The organism is Sphingomonas sp. BL2, from assembly GCF_056680015.1.
Window position 1 is genome coordinate 3,521,853 of record NZ_CM155261.1, and the last position, 20,296, is coordinate 3,542,148.

Sequence of the window (20,296 nt, forward strand, 5' to 3'; positions counted from 1 at the left end):
TAGCGATCGGCGATACGCAAATGCTACATAAGGTTGGTAAGCCCTGGCCATGGAACAGCGAGTCATCGTCGGCAGCACAATCCTCGTCGTTGACGACGACGTCAGCATCCGTGATGCGATCGCGGAGTTTCTCGGCAGCCACGGCTTCGCTGTCCGCACTGCCAGCGATGCGGCAGCCTGCGAGCGCGAGCTGGCACACACGCCGGCCGATTTGATCGTGCTCGACGTGATGATGCCCGGCGAAGACGGTGTGTCGCTCTGCCGCCGGCTTGCCCCGGCCGGCATTCCCATCCTGATGCTGAGTGCGCTGGACGATGTCACCGATCGAATCGTCGGGCTGGAAGTCGGCGCCTGGGACTATCTGACCAAGCCGTTCGAGCCGCGCGAACTGTTGGCGCGGATTCGCGCGCTGCTGCGCCGACCCGCGGCAGACAGGTCGAACAACGGTCAAGCGAGCGGCGAAGTGACGTTCGCCGGGTGGCGGCTGAACGTCGAAGAGCGTCGTTTGCGCGATCCGGCCGGACGCCTGATCCCACTCAGCGAGGGTGAGCACGCACTGCTTGCGGCCTTTGTCCGTCGACCTGGACGGATCCTGACGCGCGACGCGCTGCTCGACCTGGCGCGGGGGATGGACGCGGCAGCCTATGATCGGGCGATCGACATTGCGATCAGCCGACTACGCCGGAAACTTGCCGAGGCCGACCCCGCCCCGCTGTTCGAGACGGTACGCGGTGTCGGCTATCGCTTCATCCCGACGGTTCGCCCGGCATGAGACGTGCGCCGAGCGCCCTGATGTTGATCGGCGGCTTCGGCGTGGCCGTCGCCATGCTCAGCGTCGCCACAACCGCGACGATCGTCATCCTGTCGCCGTCACCACCAGCAGTTCGCATGAGTGCAGCCGACGCGATCACGGCGCTGCGCGATCCCGTGCCGGGGTTTGACCGCAGTGTCATGGCCGGTCCCCCAACGGGCATGCGTATCCCCAGCCTGGAGGCACTCATCGCCTCGGAACTACACAGCGTGCCGGCGTCCGTTAGAGTTACCTGGTCGGAAGACGTAGACGCATCCGCCGCAGATACCTTCAAGGGAAAACACCCGGGCCCGGCGTTATTCGCTGGCGAGGCAATCGTCTTCGAACAGCGGGGACCAAATCTTTTCGAGAAGGTTAGCTCCGACACCGGTTCCGGCTCTAAAAAGAGGTTGATCGAACTCGCCCGCCCTGCCTTCGCGCTCAGCGTCAGGCAGGACGATGGCCAATGGCTGACCGCTGCACCCCAACGACCTTTGCTCGGCGTTTGGCAGCGCAACATTCTGATTTCGCTTGGTCTTACGCTGCTGATGCTCTTGCCGCTGGCCTGGATCTTCGCACGCCGTCTAACCCAGCCTTTTCGCGTGCTCGCCGGCGCTCTTGGCGAACGTGGCCAGGCCCTCCGGCAAGAAGGGCCGAGGGAACTTCGGGAGGCGGCCGCCGCGATCGATGCGATGCGTAACCGGCTTGCGAGCGAGGCAGGGGAACGTGCTCGCATGCTGACGGCGATCGCGCACGACCTGCGGACGCCGCTGACCGGGCTCCGGTTGCGCATCGAGGCTGCGCCCGAACCTCAGCGCAGCCGCATGGTCGCCGATGTCGAACGCATGCAGGCGATGATCGGTGAGGTGCTGACTTTCGCGAGAGACGCCGCAATGCCGACCGACCTCATTGATGTACGACTTCTCATGGCCGAGATCGTCCATGAGATGAGTGGACACGGGTCTGCGCTGTTTCTGTTGGACGGCGACGACGCGCAGGTTTTGGCCCCTGCCCCCGCCTTTCACCGCGCCATCGAGAATCTGCTTCAGAATGCGGTGGAGTATGCAGGTGGCGGCACAGTATCCGTCGAGCGCGTCGCGACCTCGGTGCGTATCAGCATCTCCGATTCAGGTCCGGGTATCCCGGCCGCCGATCGGGAGCGGTTGCTCCGCCCCTTCGAGCGGGGCGAAGCCTCGCGCAATCGCAATACGGGAGGCGCGGGCCTGGGCCTGAGCATCGTCCGCGACTTCGCTGCGCGCCACCAAGGTCAATTTACGCTGAATGACGCCCCGGGGGGCGGTACTCTGGCCGTTCTCGATTTGCCCACCGCATAGCTCCGCCTTGAAGAAGCAAGCTTCTCGATCGAGGACCCGAATGATGGCGACGATCGCCCGCCAAGCGATGGATCGTCAATCACCTGCGCCGACTCCCTTAATTGGGAGAGCGGCGCTCCTCCGAGTTGAATGGAGCGTCTCCGAACCCAAGGTCATCGCGCTCCGTACGTCGCTCGACGACCAGACGATCCGGGCCTACGCGGCGAGGTGCCGCCCTCGTCGCGTTTGGGCGAAAAACCCCGACGTCGCCCGTACGGGTGGCGCTTGTCGCAGGAAGTTGGTTGCGGGGACGAGATTGGGCCGCTGTAGAACTCGATTTCAATTGCTCGGCGGCACCATCGTGAGCTTGAGACGACGACCCGAGGTGTCACCTAGAAGACGCCGTTTCGTAACCGAAATGACCCACTCCACGTCTAGCCGCGAAGACGGGGGCGGCTGTTCGGCTGCTGCGACAGGGAATCACGATGACATATTTTTCGCGCCGCGGACTGCGGAACGGTCACGGCTACGCCGTTCTGATGGCGTCCGCTGCACTGATTGCTTTCGCACCCGGCGCGCATGCCCAGTCCGCCGTCCCCCAGTTCCAGACTGCCGAGACTACCGCAGATGCCGACACCGCAGCCGACATTGTCGTGGTCGGCGCTGGAGAGACCCGCTCGGTATCGACATTGTTGCCAGCGAACCTCGACGCGCTGCCGCCCGGCACCAGCATTCAAAAGGCGCTGAACATGCTGCCCGGTGTCAGCGCGCAGTCGATCGATGCCCTGGGCCTCAACGAACAGTCGATGTCGCTGCAGGTTCGCGGTTTCAGCACGACGCATCTCGGCTACACGCTCGACGGGATGCCGCTCGGCGACGGCGCCTATAACAACTACAACGGGCTCACGATAAGCCGCGCGTTGATTTCGGAGAATTTGGGTCGTGCCGATCTCGCAACGGGGATCGCCGGTCTCGGTATCGCCTCGACCAGCAACCTCGGCGGCGCGGTGATGTATACCAGCAGCAACCCGAGCAAGGATCTCGGTCTCAAGATCAGCCAGACCGTCGGCAGCGAGAAGGCCCTGCGCACCTTCGTTCGCCTTGACACCGGCGAGTATGAAGGCCTGTCGGCCTATGTCTCGGGCCAATATGCCCGGCAGGACCTGTTCGTCGATCAAGATGCGTATACCCGATCGACCAGCAAGCAGATCAACGCCAAGATCATGTACAAGACCGACGGCTTCCGCCTTACCGCCTTTGCGGACATCTCGCGCACCAACCAGGCCGACGATGCCTATCTGTCCAAGGAGACGCTGGGACGCCGCGGCTGGGATCTCGGCGGTTACGCACCCGACTGGCAGACCTATCTCAGCCGCAACGCCTGTGCCGTGACGACGACGCCGATCAAGTGTGCGCCCTCGGTGCTGCCGGAGAAGAGCGGCGACGTCACCTACACCAATGGCCAGATCCTGCGGAACGACGAACTCTTCTATCTTGCGGCGGACATCGAGATCGCCAAGGGCCTGAGCGCGCGTGTCCAGGGCTATCGCCACACCGACAAGGGTGCCGGCAACAACTTCATATCAGGGCTTTCGACGCAGGGCACGGCAACCATCGCGGACGACCTGCCGGTGCAGATCCGCGACACGCGCTACACCATCGACCGCGACGGCATCCTCGGCAGCCTGAGCTGGCGGATCGGCTTCAACCATTTCGAAGCGGGCGTCTGGACGGAGGGCAACACCAGCAGCGCGGCGCGCTATATCCGCAACGATGTGAAGGGGCCGTTCGACCTGGGACAGTTCCTCGGTGGCCAGCCGGCGACGGCGCAATGGGTCCAGGAGACCGACTGGACGACGCGGCAATTCTATCTGCAGGATACGGTCTCGCTGCTCGACGATGCGCTGAGTTTCGATTTTGGGTTCAAGGGCACCTATTCGCGCTCCGACGCGCGCGCTGTGCCTGGGGTCGCCAAGGCCGCGCCGCCCGCATCCACACAGTTCGCAACGGGGACGCTGGTGGCGAAGGATTACTTCCTTCCAGAGGCAGGCGTGCGCTGGGAAGTCGCGCACGGGCACGAACTGTTCGCGAGCTATGCCGAGAACATCGCGATGTACCAGGGCGGCTTCAAGCTTGGGCCGCAATCGGTGACGCAGGCCATCTGGAACGTGCAGGGATCGACGCTGAAGCCGGAAACGTCGCGCAGCGTCGAGGGCGGCTATCGGTATGTCAGCCGGATGCTGCAAGTCTCACTGACCGGCTATTGGGTGAAGTTCGACGACCGCTTGCTGCAGTACAATCCGTGCCCGACGAACCAGCAGCAGAACCCGGGCTGCGGCAACTCCTTCCACAATGCCGGCAGCGTCACCGCGCGCGGAGTCGAGCTGGGCGTGCTGCTGAAGCCCGCACCGTGGATTACGTGGTATAATGCGGCGTCACTGAACAAGACGACCTATGATCAGGATCTGAACTTCTGCACCACCACCTGCGTGCTCTATGCCACCGAAGGCAAGCAGCAAGTAGATACCCCGAAGCAGCTATTCTCGAGCATGCTCACGCTGACGCAGGGCGGCTTCTCCGCGTCGGTGCTGGGTAAGTATACGGGCAAACGTTATTATACCTATACCAACGATCAGGGGTTCGGCGGGTATGCTACGGTCGATCTCGGTCTCAGCTACAGCTTCGACGACTTCGGCCCGTTGAAGAACACGAAGCTGTCGTTCAACGTGACCAACCTGACGGACAAGCGCTATGCCTCCAATTTCGACAGCAGCGTATTCGCGCCGAGCGACCCCACGGGATCGATCCTGGTATTCCACTCGTCGGCACCACGGCAGGTCTTCGGAACCCTCGGCGTTGCGTTCTAGAGGCCTGCCTGCCCTGCTGATCCTGATGGGTCTCCTCACCGCCTTCACTGGCGGCGAGGAGGCCATCACCCGACCCCATCTCAATCGGACCGCCGGCGCACGCAGCGTCTCGCTCCACGGCCGGACCTATGTCAACCAGGGCTTGGTCGGGGCTGGAATGCTGTCGGCGGAAACGGTCGATTTTCTCGGCGATACGCTCGGTTCCTTCTCCTCGCTGAAGATCGCGCGCGATAGCTGGAAGCGGGTCGGCGATCACTATGAAGGCGTGCTCTGGACCTTGCCAGATCGGGGTCGGAACGATCCCGCCGCCAAGCTCTTCTTCGATTATCCCGCACGGCTGAACCGCTTCCGCGTCCGCTTCACGCCGGCCAGCGGCACGCTCGATCTCATACCCGATGGCGGCCTGGAACTGCGGGACTTTCGCGGCCAACCCTTCACCGGCGCCGATCCGGGGCCGGGCACACTTATCGAGCGCGGCATCGTTCTTCCCGCACCGGCCAATGGCGCAGGCGCCGGCAAGGTGTCGTTCGACGCGGAGTCGCTGCAATTCACGCGCGACGGCGGCTTCTACATCGGCGACGAATACACCGCGAATGTCTATTATTTCGACCGACAAGGTAGCTTGCGCGGCGTGATCCGTCCCCCCACCGCGATCGCGCCACAACGCGCCGGACGAAGCTATTTCGGATCGTTGGAAGCACCCGACACCGGTCGGCGCAACAACCAGGGGCCGGAAGGCATGTCACTGTCGCCCGATGGTCGCACGCTGTTCGTGGCGTTGCAAAGCGCGCTGATCCAAGACAGCGCCAACGGCAACGCTGCCGGCCGGATCAACACGCGGGTCCTTGTGTATGACCTCAGCCGCACGCCTACGCCGGCGCACCCGATCGCGCATCACGTGGTGCAATTGCCCGCCTATTCCGACCACGGTGATGGCAGCTCGCCCAATCGCACCGCGGCGCAAAGCGAGATCTTCGCGCTCGACGATCATAGGTTCCTGATGCTCGCACGCGATGCTGCCGGTCGCGGCGCGGAAAAGACGACGCCCATCGTCTACAAAAGCATTCTACTCGTCGACACCACCGGCGCGACCAATCTTGCAGGTACGCCATACGAGACCGGCACAGCGTCGGTGTTGCGGAGCCCGGCCGGCACGATGTTGAAAACCGGTATCGTCCCGGCCGATCGGGTGGAGTTCATCAACATGCTCAACCCGGTCCAGTTGGCACGCGTCGGACTGACCGTCGCGGACCTGTCTGAAAAATGGGAGGCGATGGACCTCGTGCCCGTGCTGGAACAGGACCATCCGCACGACTATTTCCTGCTTGTCGGCAACGACAACGACTTCATTGCACAGCATTGCAAGATGTCAGGCCTATCCTGCGATTCCAAGCTCGACAATGATAACCGAATACTAGTCTACCGCGTGGCGCTGCCAACTATAATGTGACCACGGAGCGGCGCTCGGCGGCCGTGCCAGGAACATCGATTAGCGCGACTGTAGCGGGTTTTGATGGCGCATGTTCCGACTCCGACGATTTTCTCTATCGGCGCAACGACTCACGCGATTCTCCGCTTTGACAGCTGACGAAAGTCATCACGACATTGTCTCACGGGGCTGATCATCTCGATGTCCTCGGCACGCGGTTCTCCGGCTGAAAGGTCCGCGATTTCAGACAAATCCCGGAGTCCCATGGGAGCGGGACCAGGAGCCATTGTCACGCCCCGCAACGGCAGATCGTTGATCGCGACCGGGCGTCCGTCGAGCAACGTGCTCCGGAACTGCGGCCCGATACCACGGACGCTGACGTACAGCCCCTCGCCGCGGGAGCGCGTGATTGTGCGCGTAGAATGAGCTGGGGTACTTCCGCCACGTTCTGCGCCGGAAACTCGCCGATGTCGGTCGCATCTATCGCGTTTACGCCGCACTCTGCCTGCCGCTTGATCACGGTCGCCGCGGCGAAGCTTCGCACGTCGGAACCGGTAGCGATGATATCCCCGGTGGCATCGACCTTGGGAATGCCTGCGGTATGGACAGCAGTGTCAGCGGCGCGGTTTTGCGCACCGCATCGGACGTGCCAGCGCTGGTCTGGCCGTCGCAGCGCTGGTGGGCGAACAGTAGTTGTAAAATTCCTGGGCGGAAAGTGGTCCTCGAGAACTATTCTTGGCAATTGACCGCTGCTGCCAGATGGTTCGCAGCAAAGGGCGGCTTTCGCATGTTCACCAAGGCTACTGCACTCGAATGCGCGGCCTTGGGCAACGGGGTACGCGCCAACTCCATCCACCCCGGACACGTCGCCACGCCCCTGACAGCGGGAGCGCACGCGTCGGAGGAAGGACAGCTAGCGCTGCTGGCGGACACGCAGATCGGGCACAAGGCCTCGCCGGACGGGATAGCCGATGCCATTGTTTTCTTGGCTGGAGACGGATCGCGCTACATGACGGGCGCCGAACTGGTCGTCGATGGTGGACCACCGCATAATAGGAGACAGTCTTGAAGATCAACGACATAGCCGCCATCGTCACGGGTGGCGCATCCAAACTGGGCGGGGCCACCGCTGCGATGCTCGCGGCCAGAGGGGCCAGGGTGACGATCGTAGATCGGGATCGTGAGGCCGCAGAGGCTCACGCCACTGCGATCGGCGGGCGCGCCGCGATCGTCGACGTCACGGACGATGCCGCCATCGAAGCTGCACTCGCGGAGGCGGAACAGGCCCACGGCGTCGCCCGAATATTGATCAATTGTGCCGGCGTAGCGCCCGCGATCAAGACCGTCGGCAAGGAAAACGTTCCGCATCCGCTCGATGCCTTCCGCCGCGCCGTCGAGATCAACCTGATAGGCACCTTCGCGATGATTGCCCGCTTCTCGGCGAGACTGGTCGCGGCCGAGCCGATCGGAGAGGAACGCGGCGTGATCGTCAACACCGCCTCAGTGGCCGCCTATGACGGGCAGGTAGGCCAGGCAGCCTATGCCGCCTCGAAAGGCGGCGTCGTCGGCATGACGCTCCCCATCGCTCGCGACCTTTCGCAGCATCGCATCCGGGTGATGACGATCGCCCCCGGGATCTTCCTGACGCCGATGCTCATGGGCCTGCCACAAGCGGCGCAGGATTCGCTGGGAACGCAGGTGCCACACCCTAGCAGGCTCGGGAAACCAGACGAATATGCCGCGCTGGTCGAAGCGATCCTGACCAATCCCATGCTCAACGGCGACGTGATCCGCCTTGATGGTGCGATCCGGATGGCACCCCGATGAGCGGCGCCACCATTGCTGCAGCCGTGGCAGGCTTCGTTCGCGACCAGGTGGTGCCGTACGAACACGATCCCCGGCGTAGCGCGCACGGTCCTTCGGACGAACTCGTCCAGGAGTTGCGCGATCTGGCGCGCGCGGCCGGTGTCCTGACCCCGCATATCCTTTCCGACGGTAGCCACCTGTCGCACAGAGATACGGCCAAGGTGCTGCGCGCTGCCGGGTTGTCGCCACTCGGGCCATTGGCGGTCAACGTCATGGCACCCGACGAGGGCAACATGTATCTGCTCGGCAAGGTCGCCAGCATCGAGCAGAAGGCGCGTTTCCTCTCGCCGCTGGTGGACGGCGCGGCGCGATCCGCCTTCTTCATGACGGAGCCAGCGGCCGATGGTGGCGCTGGCTCGGATCCGTCGATGATGCTCACGACCGCCGCTCGCGACGGAAACCACTGGGTCGTCAATGGTCGCAAGGCGTTCATCACAGGCGCCGACGGTGCCAAGGTCGGCATCGTGATGGCGAAAGCCGACGAAGGTGCGACGATGTTCCTGGTCGACCTGCCCGATCCTGCGATCACGATCGAACGCGTGCTCGATACGATCGACAGTTCCATGCCGGGCGGTCATTCGGTCGTCGCTATCACCAACCTGCGCATTCCGGCCGACCAGATGCTTGGCAATCCGGGCGATGGCTTCAAGCTTGCGCAAGTTCGGCTGGCGCCCGCGCGGCTTACCCATTGCATGCGGTGGCTGGGTGCCTGCGATCGTGCGAACGAGATCGCGACCGACTATGCCTGCCGCCGCCACGCGTTCGGCAAGCCGCTGGTCGATCACGAAGGGGTCGGCTTCATGCTGGCCGAGAATATGATCGATCTGAAACAGGCCGAACTGATGATCGATTGGTGCGCCGACGTGCTCGATACGGGCGCGCTTGGTACCGTGGAAAGCTCGATGGCAAAGGTAGCGGTCAGCGAGGCGTTGATGCGGATCGCCGATCGCTGCGTGCAGGTCATGGGCGGCACCGGCGTGACCGACGACACGATCGTCGCCCAAGTGTTTCGCGAGGTACGCGCCTTTCGGATCTACGACGGTCCCACCGAGGTTCACAAGTGGAGCCTCGCCAAGAAGATCAAGCGTGACTGGCGCGATGCCCAAGGTCCGGTTCAACCATGACAGGCCTGTCGTTCGCGCGCGTTGGACGCCCTCTTTTTGTCCTGCCGACAGCGCATCGGACGAAGGGAATTACGGAAACTGTATGACCCCGTCGACGAACACCGGCCCGATCCGCACCGAACGCCATGACGACGTGCTCGTCATCATCTCGAACAACCCGCCGGTCACCGCGCTCGGCGCCGCGGTCCGGCGGGACTCGAAGCCGCGATCAAGAAAGGCGTGGCCGACGAAAGCATCACAGCGATGGTCATCCGCTGCGACGGCATTGCGCAGGTGGCCTAAAATAGGCAGCATACGCGCTTGAGAACGGGAGATCGAATTATGCCTGTTGCTGTTTTGGATCGCCAACCGCTGAAGCTCGTCGCGCTCGTCCCTGCAAATGCCGTATCCATATTCGACCGGTTCCGCGAATTTCCGTGGTTTGGTGAAACCCAAGAGATTGCGGTTCGAGGCCGCACCACCGCGGAGCGAACCGCATTGGCAGCGCGTATCGATGAGGCGGTTTCGGTTTCCGGTCGTGCAGTCATGCTCTTGGCGCAGGGAAACGCGTGCTCGGCGGCTGCATGGTGGGCGAGATTGTCGCCAAAATCATACACGGCAAACGTCTTAGGCGCCTTGTTGGTAGCGCCCGAAGAGGCGGGGCTCCATCATCGTGGCTTCATGTCTCCGAAGATGGTTTACCCTTCCCTTCGTTAGTCGTCGGCGCGAATGACGAAACGCAGCGGCTCGGCGTGGAATGGGGAAGCCGACTGGTCGATGGTCCGCTTCTTACCGCTGCAACCGCACCGACCGGTCGTCTGCGTACCATCATTGAACGTTTCACCGCTGCCGTGGTCGAGCGCGACGTCGGTACCGCGCATCGCATTATCCAGGCGATGGGAGATGGCTAAGTAGAGCGATCGAAACTATCGAACCCAGTGCCAGGGCAGGTATCGACCCGATCCAACGCCCCCCCCACTCGCTGACCGTGAAACGAACGCTCAATGCCTCTGGTAAAGCGTCACCCCGTTGCGGCGTCGGACGCTGCAGCGTCGAGCTTGTCTTGCGTCCGCGTGTCGAAGTCGCCGGCGTCGTGGCGTTCGGGGAGCTGACTGGAAGGATCGCCCATCACGCGATTGACCATACGCCCACGCGCCACCGCAGGGCGTGCGGCGATCATGTCTATCCAGCGCTGGACGTTCTTGTAGTCCTGGACCTGAAGGAACTCGGCGGCATCATATACCAAGCCCTGTACTAGGGCACCGTACCAGGGCCACACAGCCATGTCGGCGATCGAATACTCGTCGCCGCCGAGATACTCGCTTTGACCCAAGCGCCGGTCGAGAACATCGAGTTGCCGCTTCACCTCCATCGCGAAGCGGTCGATCGCATATTCAATCTTTACCGGCGCATAGGCGTAGAAATGCCCGAAGCCGCCGCCGAGTATTGGCCCCGCCCCCATCTGCCAAAACAGCCACGACAGCACCTCGGCGCGCTTGGCAGCATCGGTCGGTAGGAATGCGCCGAACTTCTCGGCGAGATAGACCAGGATCGAGCCGGACTCGAACACCCGGATCGGACTTGCGCCGCTGTGATCGACCAGCGCCGGGATTTTGGAGTTTGGATTGGCTTCGACGAAGCCGCTGCCAAACTGGTCGCCGTCCATGATCTTAATCAGCCAGGCATCGTATTCGGCACCGGTGTACCCAGCAGCTAGCAGCTCTTCGAGCATCACCGTCACCTTCACCCCGTTGGGCGTCGCCAGCGAATACAGCTGGAGGGGGTGCTGACCGACCGGCAGTTCCTTGTCGTGCGTGGCGCCAGCGATCGGGCGGTTGATGCTCGCGAACCGGCCCCCGCTCTCCTTGTTCCAAGTCCAGACCTTAGGCGGCGTGTATTCGGCGGTCTCGGTCATTTGGGGCTCCGCTAAGATATTGCTTGCCGACGAATTGAGACTTTCCAGCATCTGACGCAAGCGCCGAATAGGTCTGGTAAGGCCGGGTGGGATAATCGCGCCTTCGTGACAGTTTGTATTCCGCCTTATCGGGGCTGACATGACGACCCGGTCGCGTCCGTTCGGGCCGTCCTTTGTATCTAGCGGGGCGTCCACACAGGGTCATTCCCGCGCCCTCCCCCCGCCTCCCTATTTAGGCCTTCGCTCACCTCCGTCCTGCCACCACGAGCAATCAAACGGAACCAGCCTTCGAGGGCGAGCGCTTTACCCGTCAGGAGCCGGCACGTCCGGCCATTTTTGAGGTTGAGCATGACAGAAGCAACTTGGGGCGACGATGCAATGACGCCGGACATAGACTGGCGGATGAGTGCGGCTCTGGAGAACGTGCCGCGTGGGGACGAAGACCTCGCCGAGGTAACGAGCTTGGAGAACGCGGTCCGTGCGTGGATGATGCTGGACCACGAGCACCGCGATGCTGCCGTGCTGACCCCGGAGCGTTCCTTGCAAATCGATGGTGAGGCCCACGCGACGCTGGTCGGTGGCGGTATCGCCGCGTTGGCCGAGCGGCTGCCCAGCGCGAATGACGAGGGCTGAGGCATGGCGTCTGCAAGCGTTCGCTTCGAACAGGGCGAGTATGAATGGCTGGCCGAGCGGAACGGCGTCCTGTTTCTCGGCCACACGGACCTCGGCATGGTCGAGTTCCTGATTACGAGCGAGGCGCTGGCAGAGTTCATCGACCCGGACCTCGACGGTATCGACAGCGATACCGCGATCGAGACGTATGAAGACTTCGAGCCCGACATACACCGCATCGCGAGACGAGAGTTCGTCAGCCGGCTGGGCGGGGAGCCCCCTGTCCTGCTCACGGCCGCCGACGTTTGGGCATGAACCTTCGCGATCCCGCAGCGGGTAACGTCACAAGCGCCAATCATATTGGCAGCCAACAAGGACTTATCTGATGGAAACTCGCAAACTGGGCCAGCAAGGCCTCGAAGTCTCCGCGCTGGGCCTAGGCTGTATGGGCATGTCCGACTTCTACGGTGGTCGCGACGAAACGGAGTCGGTTGCCACGATCAACCGTGCTCTCGACCTCGGCGTGACGTTCCTCGACACCGCCGACATGTACGGCGTGGGTGCCAACGAAGAACTAGTCGGCCGCGTCGTACGCGAGCGACGGGAGTGGATCGTGGTCGCGACCAAGTTCGGCAACGTCCGCGGGTCGGATGGCAGCTTCAAGGGCATCAACGGTCGCCCCGACTATGTACGGTCGGCTTGCGACGCGAGCTTGAAGCGGACCGGGCTCGATTTTATCGATCTCTACTACCAGCACCGCGTCGACCCCGACGTGCCGATCGAGGAAACCGTCGGCGCGATGGCAGATCTCGTCCGCGCGGGTAAGGTCAAGTATCTGGGCCTGTCCGAGGCCGCCCCCGCGACGATCCGCCGAGCGCATGCCGTGCATCCGATTACCGCGTTGCAGACCGAATATTCGCTATGGAGCCGTGACGTCGAGGACCAGATCCTTCCGACGGTACGCGAACTGGGAATCGGCTTCGTGCCGTACAGCCCGCTTGGCCGCGGTTTTCTCACGGGCCAGTTCAAGCAACCCGACGATCTCGACGCAGGCGACACGCGCCGCAACCATCCCCGCTTCCAAGGCGAGGCATTTCAGAAGAACCTCGACCTCGTAACCGCGATTGGCACGATGGCGGCAGACATGGGCTGCACAACGGCCCAACTGGCGCTCGCCTGGGTACTGCGCCAAGGCGAGGATATCGTGCCGATCCCGGGTACCAAGCGCCGCAAGTATCTCGAGGACAATCTGGGTGCGCTCGACGTGGAGCTGAGCGATGCCGATCTCGCCCGTATCGATGACATTCTTCCGCCCGGCGCGGCGCAGGGGACACGCTATCCAGACGCCTCGATGGCGAGCATCGACGCGTGAGCGTCCCGTCTTTTGCGGCTATCGCGCCGGGCAAGCTAGCAGTCGTCACGGGCGCGGCTGGCGGCATTGGACTGGCCGCTGCTCGCGCCTTTGCCGACGCGGGCATGCGGGTGGTTCTGGTCGACCGTCCCGGTGAAGCGCTTGAGCAGGCCGCGGCGTCGATGGACGGCGCAATTGCGCTGTCCGCCGACGTTGCGGATCGCGCCGCGATGGCCGCGCTGGCGAAGGAGGTGGTCGTCCGTCACGGTCCTGTATCGGTACTGATGAACAACGCCGGCATCGGCGGGGGCGGTGACGTCTTTGCCGACCCCGCGAAGTGGGACGAGGTGCTCGGCGTCAACCTGATGGGCGTGATCCACGGCGTTCAGGCCTTCGTCCCGGCTATGGTCGAAGGCGAAGCCCCTGCCCTCGTCATCAATACCGGCTCCAAACAGGGCATCACGCAACCGCCTGGCAACACCGCGTACAACGTCAGCAAGGCGGGGGTGAAGGCGCTGAGCGAAGGCTTAGCCCATAGCTTGCGGGAACGAACAGGAAGTCGTGTCAGCGCCCATCTGCTGGTGCCTGGCTTCACCTGGACCGGGATGACGGCTGGCGGACTGACCGAGAAACCGCCCGGCGCGTGGACTCCTGAACAGGTCGTCGCGCTAATGATGAACCGGGTGGCCGAAGGCGACTTCTACATCCTATGTCCGGATAACGAGACTACGTCCAAACAGGATGCAAAGCGCATGGCGTGGGCAGCGGAAGACCTGATCGAAAACCGGCCGGCATTATCACGCTGGCACCCCGAATGGCACGACGCCTTCGCTCGTTTCATGCAAAACTGATCGCCCTGGAGTTCGTGATCACGCCGTCGCCGATCTAACGCACGGCTGTCTCGGCATACTATTCGCCTATCATCAGCGTCGCGACGCGCTTCTGTGGGGCAGGATCGATCGCCGTGGAGATCGAGGTCGAGCCTTGCGGGTACAAGGCGCACCCCTGCCCTTGCCCCTGCCCCTGTCGCGCGGCGTTCAAGGTGAAGCCTATGTGCCCCGCGATCCCCGCCGCCTTCGCTGCCGCACGTAACTGCTGCGGTAGCGAAGGGGTGCCTCGCACGAACGGGACACCTTTGAGAGACCGACCCCGCCGACCGTATCGATCGGCAGGTTCATGCTCTACTTGATCGCGACGCGGATCGTCCCGCATTGCCGTTATTCATGTTGGAGGAGGGTTTAAGGTTGGCTGTTATATTTAAAGATTCTAATAACGGTTCAGACGAAACATCCGAGCCGTTAGTCAAAAGTGAGAAAGGCATGACGTAAAAACTGCCAAACTTCATAAAGTCAGAACTAGCTCTGACTTTATCGACAACGGCTATGCTATTGCATTAACATAATCTGAAAATTCATATTAGTTCATGTAGCCGAAAGATTACCTATCGCTTGAACAATTCGGTCTAGATCGCCATCCGATATGGTCCAATTGATCTGTCGGGCATTTGGCGTATCCGCTGAGGGCATCTCCGGCGTGACGGATAAAACCGTCGGATTATCCATTGCACTGCGGATCATCTGATCGATCACGTTCATATTTGTCGCATCGTTGCTCACGCCTTTGTTCACGCGCAACGCGACGACCCTCAGCGGAGATCTGTCTTCTTGAACACGCAACTCGTTCTCATCTCGAATCATGCGCACTTCAGCTTGGCAGTAGTCGCTATTCGTATATTGATCATTCAGAACAAGCACCGCCACTTGGGACGAACGGACGGCAGACTGAAACAACACCTCCCAATCTTCCCGTCTGATCCCAGAAGGGGGAAAACTGCCATCCGGTCGCATCATCGCAGCGCGCAAGTCAGGCACTTCGGATTTCTTGGGTTTCCGTACTGGTAGGGATTTGATTGTCTGGCCGTAAATTCCGGAGGGTAGTCCGGGATATAAATCTGCCTCGATAGCGCGTTGAAGCGGCCCAACGACCTCTCGTTCCGCGAACGGTACATCCTCCAGGGCGAGATACGGCGCGAGTATGTGGTCTGCGTAAACGGACTTCTTGGAGAGCGCGCAACGCTCCATCAATTTGTTGTGAAGCCAGCGAACGAACATGTCGCCGCCTCCCTTCATAGCAAAGCTGAGAACGACCTTGCTACGGACTTGTCGTGACTGAAAGGCAGGGTCGGCGGTCGTTTCCGTCGGTTGCCAGATCGGTGCCGTCAGGTTCATCCCGACGCGGGGAGGCGAAGTCCGACGGGTGTCGCCTTCCGTAGATTTGCTGGACCATGTCATATTGGCACGATATCACGCGAGACGTGCGGGCCACTCTAGCTTTTGGTTACATCGGTAGGCAATTTGCGACGAAGGATGTTGCACGCAAAAGGTCGTTCGCCAACCTGCCCGTAACCCATAAACGGGGCGGCTGCCTTGTCGAGGAGACGTATCTACCGGGGATGAGCGTGTCGCTCGTCGCCCGCCGGCACGGCATCGGTGGCAATCAGATCTTCACCTGGCGGCGCCTGGAGGCGCAGGGTGCGCTGACCGCCGCGACAGCGGGCGAGAAAGTGGTGCCGGCGTCCGAGTACCGTGCGCTCGAGGCGCAGGTGCGCGAACTACACCGGCTGCTCGGCAAGAAGGCCATGGAGAACGAGCTGCTCCGCGAGACCGTGTCCCCGGCCGCAGGCCCAAAAAAAACTGCTGTTGCGCTCGACCTCGTTGCCGCGGGATGGACGGTGAGCGCGGTCGCAGAGGCGATCGGCATCACTCGCCCACACCTGTCCGCCATGCGCCATCGCCCAGCGTCCCGACCACGCGGACGACCACCACTGCCGGATGCTGAGCTGGTCCACGACATCCGCGCGCTCGTCGCCGATCTACCAACCCCGGCCTTCGCCGGGGCAGGCTCTATGGCTATCGCCGCGTTCATGCTCTGCTGCGCCGGGAAGCCGAGAAGACCGGGCGCGACGCGCCCAATCGAAACGCGTCTACCGCGTCATGAAGGTGCACGGGCTGCTGCTACAGCGAGGCGGCGAACGCCGCGAGGAACGGCGTCACGACGGCCAGGTCGCCGTCGACCTCCGCAACACCCGCTGGTGTTCCGACGGGTTGGAGATCACTTGGCCACAATGGCGAGAAGGTGCGTGTCGCCTTCGCGCTCGCCTGCTGCGACCGCGAGGCGATGGGACATGTGGCAACGACGGGCGGCATCACCGCCGAGGACGTCCAGGACGTGATGGTTGCCACGGTCGAGCATCGCTACGGACAGGTGAACCGCGTGCCCGAGCCGATCGAGTGGCTGACCGATAACGGCAGCTGCTACACCGCTGGCAACACACGGGCGTTTGCCCGGGGCATCGGGCTGATCCCGCGCCAGACCTTAGTCAGCAGTCCTCAATCAGACGGCATGGCGGAGGCGTTCGTTCGCACCCTCAAGCGCGATTATGTCCGTGTGAACCCCAGGCCAGATGCGCAGAGTGTCATCGACCAACTGCCTGGCTGGGTCGCCCATTATAACGACCTGCATCCGCACCGCGCTTTGCGCTATCGATTACCCCGCGAGTTCATCGCGCAAACCTGCGAGGCTCTGTCAGCCTTGAGGGGGGTAACAACAGACCGATCGGAGCTTTGATCCAGACAATGCGCCTACTCTAACATCAGGTTCGTCTAGGCGAACGCGCGACATCCGTAGAGCCGACGTTGACGTTGTAACCTCTGGCTAACCGGTCACAGACCGCGCGAGATCGATCAGCAGCGTATTGTCTGCGCCCCCCAGACAGACTTTGCGATCAATTTACAAACAAGCTAGTTCTATCGACCGCTGGCTTCCAAGATCAACCCCGCAACTTCTCGCGGGTGTGAGATCAGCGAAACGTGACTTGATCGCAGTTCGATCATTTTGGCTTTCATACGCGTGGCCATGAAATGCTGCAGGTTGGGATCGATCGTCCGGTCCTCGGTTGAAATGGCGTAAAAACTCGGTTTGGACCGCCATGCAGCGATCGTCGTGCGCCCCGTCAGCAGAGCTCTATGGAAAGGTTGCTGCACGGCGTAGAGCACCCGCGCCTTGGCAGCAGGCACGTCACCGGCGAAATCGTGGAGGAACGCCTGCTCAGACAATCGCCCTTCGTCTCCGTCAAAAACTATCCCGGCCGACGCAGGTGACGTTGGAAAACGCTTGGCTAGGGCGGCATAATCCTCGCCCGCATCTGGCGCGCGGGCGGCGACATAAGCAAGTGCCGACACTTTTGGATGAAGGCCGGCTTCCGTTACGATCATGCCTGAAAAGGAGTGCCCCGCAAGAACGGTGGGGCCGTCTTGCTGGTCGAGCACCCGCCGCGTCGAGGCGACCGCTTCATCCAGCGTGGTGAGCGGGTTCTGAACGGAGGTGACATTGAGGCATCTAGCCTGCAAAAAGGCGATCACCTCTGACCAGCTTGACCCATCCGCGAACAAGCCATGGACTAGCACAATATTCTTAGCTCTGGGTACATTGGAGCGGGCCTGGGCAAACACCCGAGGCGCGAATGCTGCGGCGCCCATGCTGGCAAGCACTGTCCGCCCGAACAATCTGCGATTCATGGAATGCTGATCCTTAAATGAGGACTTTGTGAACTTAGTTGGGAATTCGGTACCGGGGGCGGCATCCCAGGCGATCGGAGACGCCTAGGTGCATGACCGCCGTTACGTAAGACCAACCGTGCGTCGGGCATGTGAGCGTCCTGTTGTAGATCGACCCAATTCCAGACGTCCAAACCGCCGTACCCGCTTCCCAAAAGCAGCCGTCCGTTCATCCCGCTTCGAAGCGCCTTTCGGCGACTTTCGGCGGCTTTCGCGCGTTCGACGTTAGGCTTTCAATCGGGGAAGCAGGATTTACCCCCTTCGGCAGGATCGACACATGGCAGAACCCTTCATCATAGCGGTACCCGACGACCGGCTCGCCGCCATTCGCGCCAAGGTCGAGGCGTTCGACTGGAGCATCATGCCGGACGCGGGGGGCTGGCAGTCAGGCGTCGGCCTCGCCGATCTCAAGCGGCTCGTCGACTATTGGCTGGCGGACTACGACTGGCGCGCGCAGGAGCGGCGGCTCAATATGCTGCCGCAGTTTACGGCAGACGTTCAGGGGCAGAGCCTCCATTTCATTCATGCGCGCGGCGATGGCTCAAGTCCCCCGCTGCTCCTGCTACACGGCTGGCCGGGGTCGTTCCTCGAATTCGAGGCGCTGATCGCGCCGCTCGTCGCCGATGGTCACGACGTCGTTGTTCCCTCGCTCCCCGGCTACGCGTTTTCGGGCCGCCCCGTGTCTCCGATCGGACCGAAGCAGACCGCAGAACTCATGCACGGCCTGATGGTCGAGCTGTTCGGCACGCAACGCTATCTCGTGCAGGGTGGCGACTGGGGTTCTGCGATCGGTGGCTGGATGGCGCACGCGCATCCCGATGCGATCGCCGGACTCCATCTGAACATGGTGCTGCTCCAGGCCAAGGATGCGGTGCCGAAAAAGCCCGACGAGGTCGCCTGGGCCGCGAAGCGCGCCGAGCTCGCCAAGGAAGAAACCGGCTATTCGCAGGAGCAGGGCACGCGCCCACAGACGCTCGGCGTGGCGATGTCGGATAGCCCGGTCGGCGTTGTTGCGTGGATCCTCGAGAAGTTCGGCGGATGGGCCGACGTGCCGCGCGACGCGCTCGGCCGCCCCGATCTGTGGCAGGCGTTCGACGAGGACCTGCTCCTCACCAACATCATGCTGTATCTGGTCGAGGGGTCGTTCGTGACGTCGACCTGGATGTACCGCGGCCGTGTCCTGGAGGATTCGGGCACTTTTCCTGCGGGAGCGCGGATCACCGTACCCACCGGTGTCGCAGTGTTTCCAGACCCGGTCTTCCCGCCGCCGCCGCGCTCGCAGGCGCAAAAGACCTACGACATCGTCCAGTGGACCGAGATGCCCGCGGGCGGCCACTTCGCCGCGCTGGAGCAACCCGAGTTGCTGCTCGCCGACATGCGTCGCTTTTTTGCGTCCAGATCGGTTTCCGATGACGCCCTGAGGCGCTCGATTGCACTTCGCTCGGCTGGGATCGTCGCTGCGACGCTGGCAGCGGCCGCGGTCTACACTCGCGTGGCGACCAAGCGGATCGAGCAGGACGTGCCCGCGGACGGCCGTTTCGTCACCGTTGCGGGTGCACGGATCCACTATGTCGATCGCGGTGCGGGACCGCCGATCGTCCTGATCCACGGGCTGGGCGCGCAACTGCGCAACTTCTCCTACGGCGTCGCCGATGCGCTGGACGACGGGTACCGTGTCATCCTGGTCGACCGGCCCGGCTCGGGCTATTCGGTGCCGACCGGCGAACAGCGCGGTATCCTGGGCCAGTCGGCGATCATCGCAAGCCTCATCGACAAGCTCGCGCTCGATCGTCCGCCGCTGCTCGTCGGTCATTCGCTAGGCGGTGCGGTCGCGCTCGGCGTGGCGACGCACCATCCCGGTTCGGTTGCGGGACTCGCGCTGCTGGCGCCGATGACGCAACCGCCTAGATCGATGCCCGCCTCGGTAGCGAACGCGATCGAGGGCAACCCCGGCGGGCGGGCGCTCTTTGCCAACCTGCTGGGCACGCCGATCAGCCGTGCGGCGTATGGCTTGCGCTGGGGCAAGATCTTCGCGCCCGATCCGGTCCCGGCCGATTTCGCCACGCGCGGCGGCGGCGCGCTTGGCGATCGCCCGGTTTCGGTAAATGCTGCGCTGGTCGAACTGGCCAGCGCCGATGTCGACCTTGCCGCAATTGTCAGCCGCTATCCTGAACTGACGATACCGGTGACGCTGCTATACGGTCGTGACGACCAGGTGATCGCCCCCTTGATCGATGGCGACCGGGCAGTAGCGGCAATTCCAGGCGCGACGCTGGACATGACCGACGGAGGCCATATGCTCCCGGTCGCGCATCCGCAGGCAAGCGCCGCGTTCGTCCGCCGATGCGCCGAACACGTCTTGCGATAGTGCCAAAGGGGTCAGGGAGCTCGCCGCCCGCTGACCCACTCAGAGATATAATGGCGCGTACCTGCC

At 62.7% G+C, this 20,296-nt stretch carries 18 protein-coding genes and 2 pseudogenes; 15 read left to right on the top strand and 5 right to left on the bottom strand.

Annotation, left to right across the window (positions count from 1 at the left end):
• Positions 1-49 precede the first annotated feature (49 nt).
• The 9 genes and pseudogenes from AC1ME3_RS16205 to AC1ME3_RS16245 all read left to right on the top strand — a co-directional run bounded on the left by AC1ME3_RS16205 (position 50) and on the right by AC1ME3_RS16245 (position 10,085).
• Positions 50-772 carry a response regulator gene (locus AC1ME3_RS16205; protein ID WP_480953990.1) on the top strand — a complete coding sequence of 241 codons (723 nt, stop codon included), beginning with the start codon at positions 50-52 and terminating at the stop codon, positions 770-772.
• Between the two features lie 20 nt (positions 773-792).
• The gene (locus tag AC1ME3_RS16210; RefSeq protein WP_480953991.1) at positions 793-2,124 is read left to right on the top strand and encodes a sensor histidine kinase; all 1,332 of its coding nucleotides are present in this window, start codon (positions 793-795) and stop codon (positions 2,122-2,124) included.
• A 464-nt stretch (positions 2,125-2,588) separates the two neighbouring features.
• Positions 2,589-4,970, top strand: coding sequence for a TonB-dependent receptor (locus AC1ME3_RS16215; RefSeq protein ID WP_480953992.1), 2,382 nt, complete (start codon positions 2,589-2,591; stop codon positions 4,968-4,970).
• A gap of 25 nt (positions 4,971-4,995) precedes the next feature.
• Positions 4,996-6,420: an esterase-like activity of phytase family protein gene (locus AC1ME3_RS16220; protein ID WP_480953993.1), complete on the top strand. Its 1,425-nt coding sequence runs from the start codon at positions 4,996-4,998 to the stop codon at positions 6,418-6,420.
• 580 nt (positions 6,421-7,000) lie between these two features.
• On the top strand, positions 7,001-7,468 hold the full coding sequence (locus AC1ME3_RS16225) for an SDR family oxidoreductase (protein WP_480953994.1): 468 nt from the start codon (positions 7,001-7,003) through the stop codon (positions 7,466-7,468).
• A complete protein-coding gene (locus AC1ME3_RS16230) occupies positions 7,465-8,226 on the top strand; it encodes an SDR family NAD(P)-dependent oxidoreductase (RefSeq protein ID WP_480953995.1) in 762 nt (253 codons plus the stop codon). Before AC1ME3_RS16225 ends, AC1ME3_RS16230 begins: the two co-directional genes overlap by 4 nt.
• On the top strand, positions 8,223-9,389 hold the full coding sequence (locus tag AC1ME3_RS16235; RefSeq protein ID WP_480953996.1) for an acyl-CoA dehydrogenase family protein: 1,167 nt from the start codon (positions 8,223-8,225) through the stop codon (positions 9,387-9,389). Before AC1ME3_RS16230 ends, AC1ME3_RS16235 begins: the two co-directional genes overlap by 4 nt.
• A gap of 82 nt (positions 9,390-9,471) precedes the next feature.
• Positions 9,472-9,653, top strand: a pseudogene (locus tag AC1ME3_RS16240) (hypothetical protein); the annotation flags it as partial.
• A 57-nt stretch (positions 9,654-9,710) separates the two neighbouring features.
• Positions 9,711-10,085, top strand: a complete 375-nt coding sequence (locus tag AC1ME3_RS16245) for a hypothetical protein (RefSeq protein WP_480953997.1) — start codon at positions 9,711-9,713, stop codon at positions 10,083-10,085.
• On the opposite strand, the gene AC1ME3_RS16250 is transcribed toward AC1ME3_RS16245, so the two are convergent.
• Together AC1ME3_RS16250 and yghU are read right to left on the bottom strand one after the other, a co-directional pair.
• A complete protein-coding gene (locus AC1ME3_RS16250) occupies positions 10,082-10,249 on the bottom strand; it encodes a hypothetical protein (protein ID WP_480953998.1) in 168 nt (55 codons plus the stop codon). The two genes, AC1ME3_RS16245 and AC1ME3_RS16250, sit on opposite strands and share 4 nt — an antisense overlap.
• Positions 10,250-10,389: 140 nt before the next feature.
• Complete coding sequence (yghU, locus tag AC1ME3_RS16255; RefSeq protein WP_480953999.1) at positions 10,390-11,283, bottom strand: glutathione-dependent disulfide-bond oxidoreductase; 894 nt, start codon at positions 11,281-11,283, stop codon at positions 10,390-10,392.
• 348 nt (positions 11,284-11,631) lie between these two features.
• Here yghU and AC1ME3_RS16260 point away from each other — a divergent pair, with 348 nt between their 5' ends.
• The 4 genes from AC1ME3_RS16260 (at position 11,632) to AC1ME3_RS16275 (ending at position 14,097) form a co-directional block, all read left to right on the top strand.
• Positions 11,632-11,916, top strand: a complete 285-nt coding sequence (locus tag AC1ME3_RS16260; protein WP_480954000.1) for a hypothetical protein — start codon at positions 11,632-11,634, stop codon at positions 11,914-11,916.
• Positions 11,917-11,919: 3 nt separating this feature from the next.
• Complete coding sequence (locus AC1ME3_RS16265; RefSeq protein ID WP_480954001.1) at positions 11,920-12,210, top strand: DUF1488 family protein; 291 nt, start codon at positions 11,920-11,922, stop codon at positions 12,208-12,210.
• 70 nt (positions 12,211-12,280) lie between these two features.
• Positions 12,281-13,267, top strand: coding sequence for an aldo/keto reductase (locus AC1ME3_RS16270; protein WP_480954002.1), 987 nt, complete (start codon positions 12,281-12,283; stop codon positions 13,265-13,267).
• Positions 13,264-14,097 carry an SDR family NAD(P)-dependent oxidoreductase gene (locus AC1ME3_RS16275; RefSeq protein ID WP_480954003.1) on the top strand — a complete coding sequence of 278 codons (834 nt, stop codon included), beginning with the start codon at positions 13,264-13,266 and terminating at the stop codon, positions 14,095-14,097. The genes AC1ME3_RS16270 and AC1ME3_RS16275 overlap by 4 nt, the downstream gene beginning before the upstream one ends.
• A 58-nt stretch (positions 14,098-14,155) precedes the next feature.
• Here AC1ME3_RS16275 and AC1ME3_RS16280 read toward each other — a convergent pair whose 3' ends face one another.
• On the bottom strand, positions 14,156-14,368 hold the full coding sequence (locus AC1ME3_RS16280) for a hypothetical protein (protein ID WP_480954004.1): 213 nt from the start codon (positions 14,366-14,368) through the stop codon (positions 14,156-14,158).
• Between the two features lie 299 nt (positions 14,369-14,667).
• Positions 14,668-15,474 carry a hypothetical protein gene (locus AC1ME3_RS16285; protein WP_480954005.1) on the bottom strand — a complete coding sequence of 269 codons (807 nt, stop codon included), beginning with the start codon at positions 15,472-15,474 and terminating at the stop codon, positions 14,668-14,670.
• Positions 15,475-15,641: 167 nt separating this feature from the next.
• Here AC1ME3_RS16285 and AC1ME3_RS16290 point away from each other — a divergent pair.
• Positions 15,642-16,873, top strand: a pseudogene (locus AC1ME3_RS16290) (IS3 family transposase).
• Positions 16,874-17,052: 179 nt separating this feature from the next.
• On the opposite strand, the gene AC1ME3_RS16295 reads toward AC1ME3_RS16290, so the two are convergent.
• Positions 17,053-17,823 (bottom strand): alpha/beta fold hydrolase, encoded by a 771-nt coding sequence (locus AC1ME3_RS16295; protein ID WP_480954006.1) that lies wholly within the window; start codon positions 17,821-17,823, stop codon positions 17,053-17,055.
• A 316-nt stretch (positions 17,824-18,139) separates the two neighbouring features.
• Here AC1ME3_RS16295 and AC1ME3_RS16300 point away from each other — a divergent pair, with 316 nt between their 5' ends.
• The gene (locus AC1ME3_RS16300) at positions 18,140-20,230 is read left to right on the top strand and encodes an epoxide hydrolase family protein (protein WP_480954007.1); all 2,091 of its coding nucleotides are present in this window, start codon (positions 18,140-18,142) and stop codon (positions 20,228-20,230) included.
• Positions 20,231-20,296: the final 66 nt, after the last annotated feature.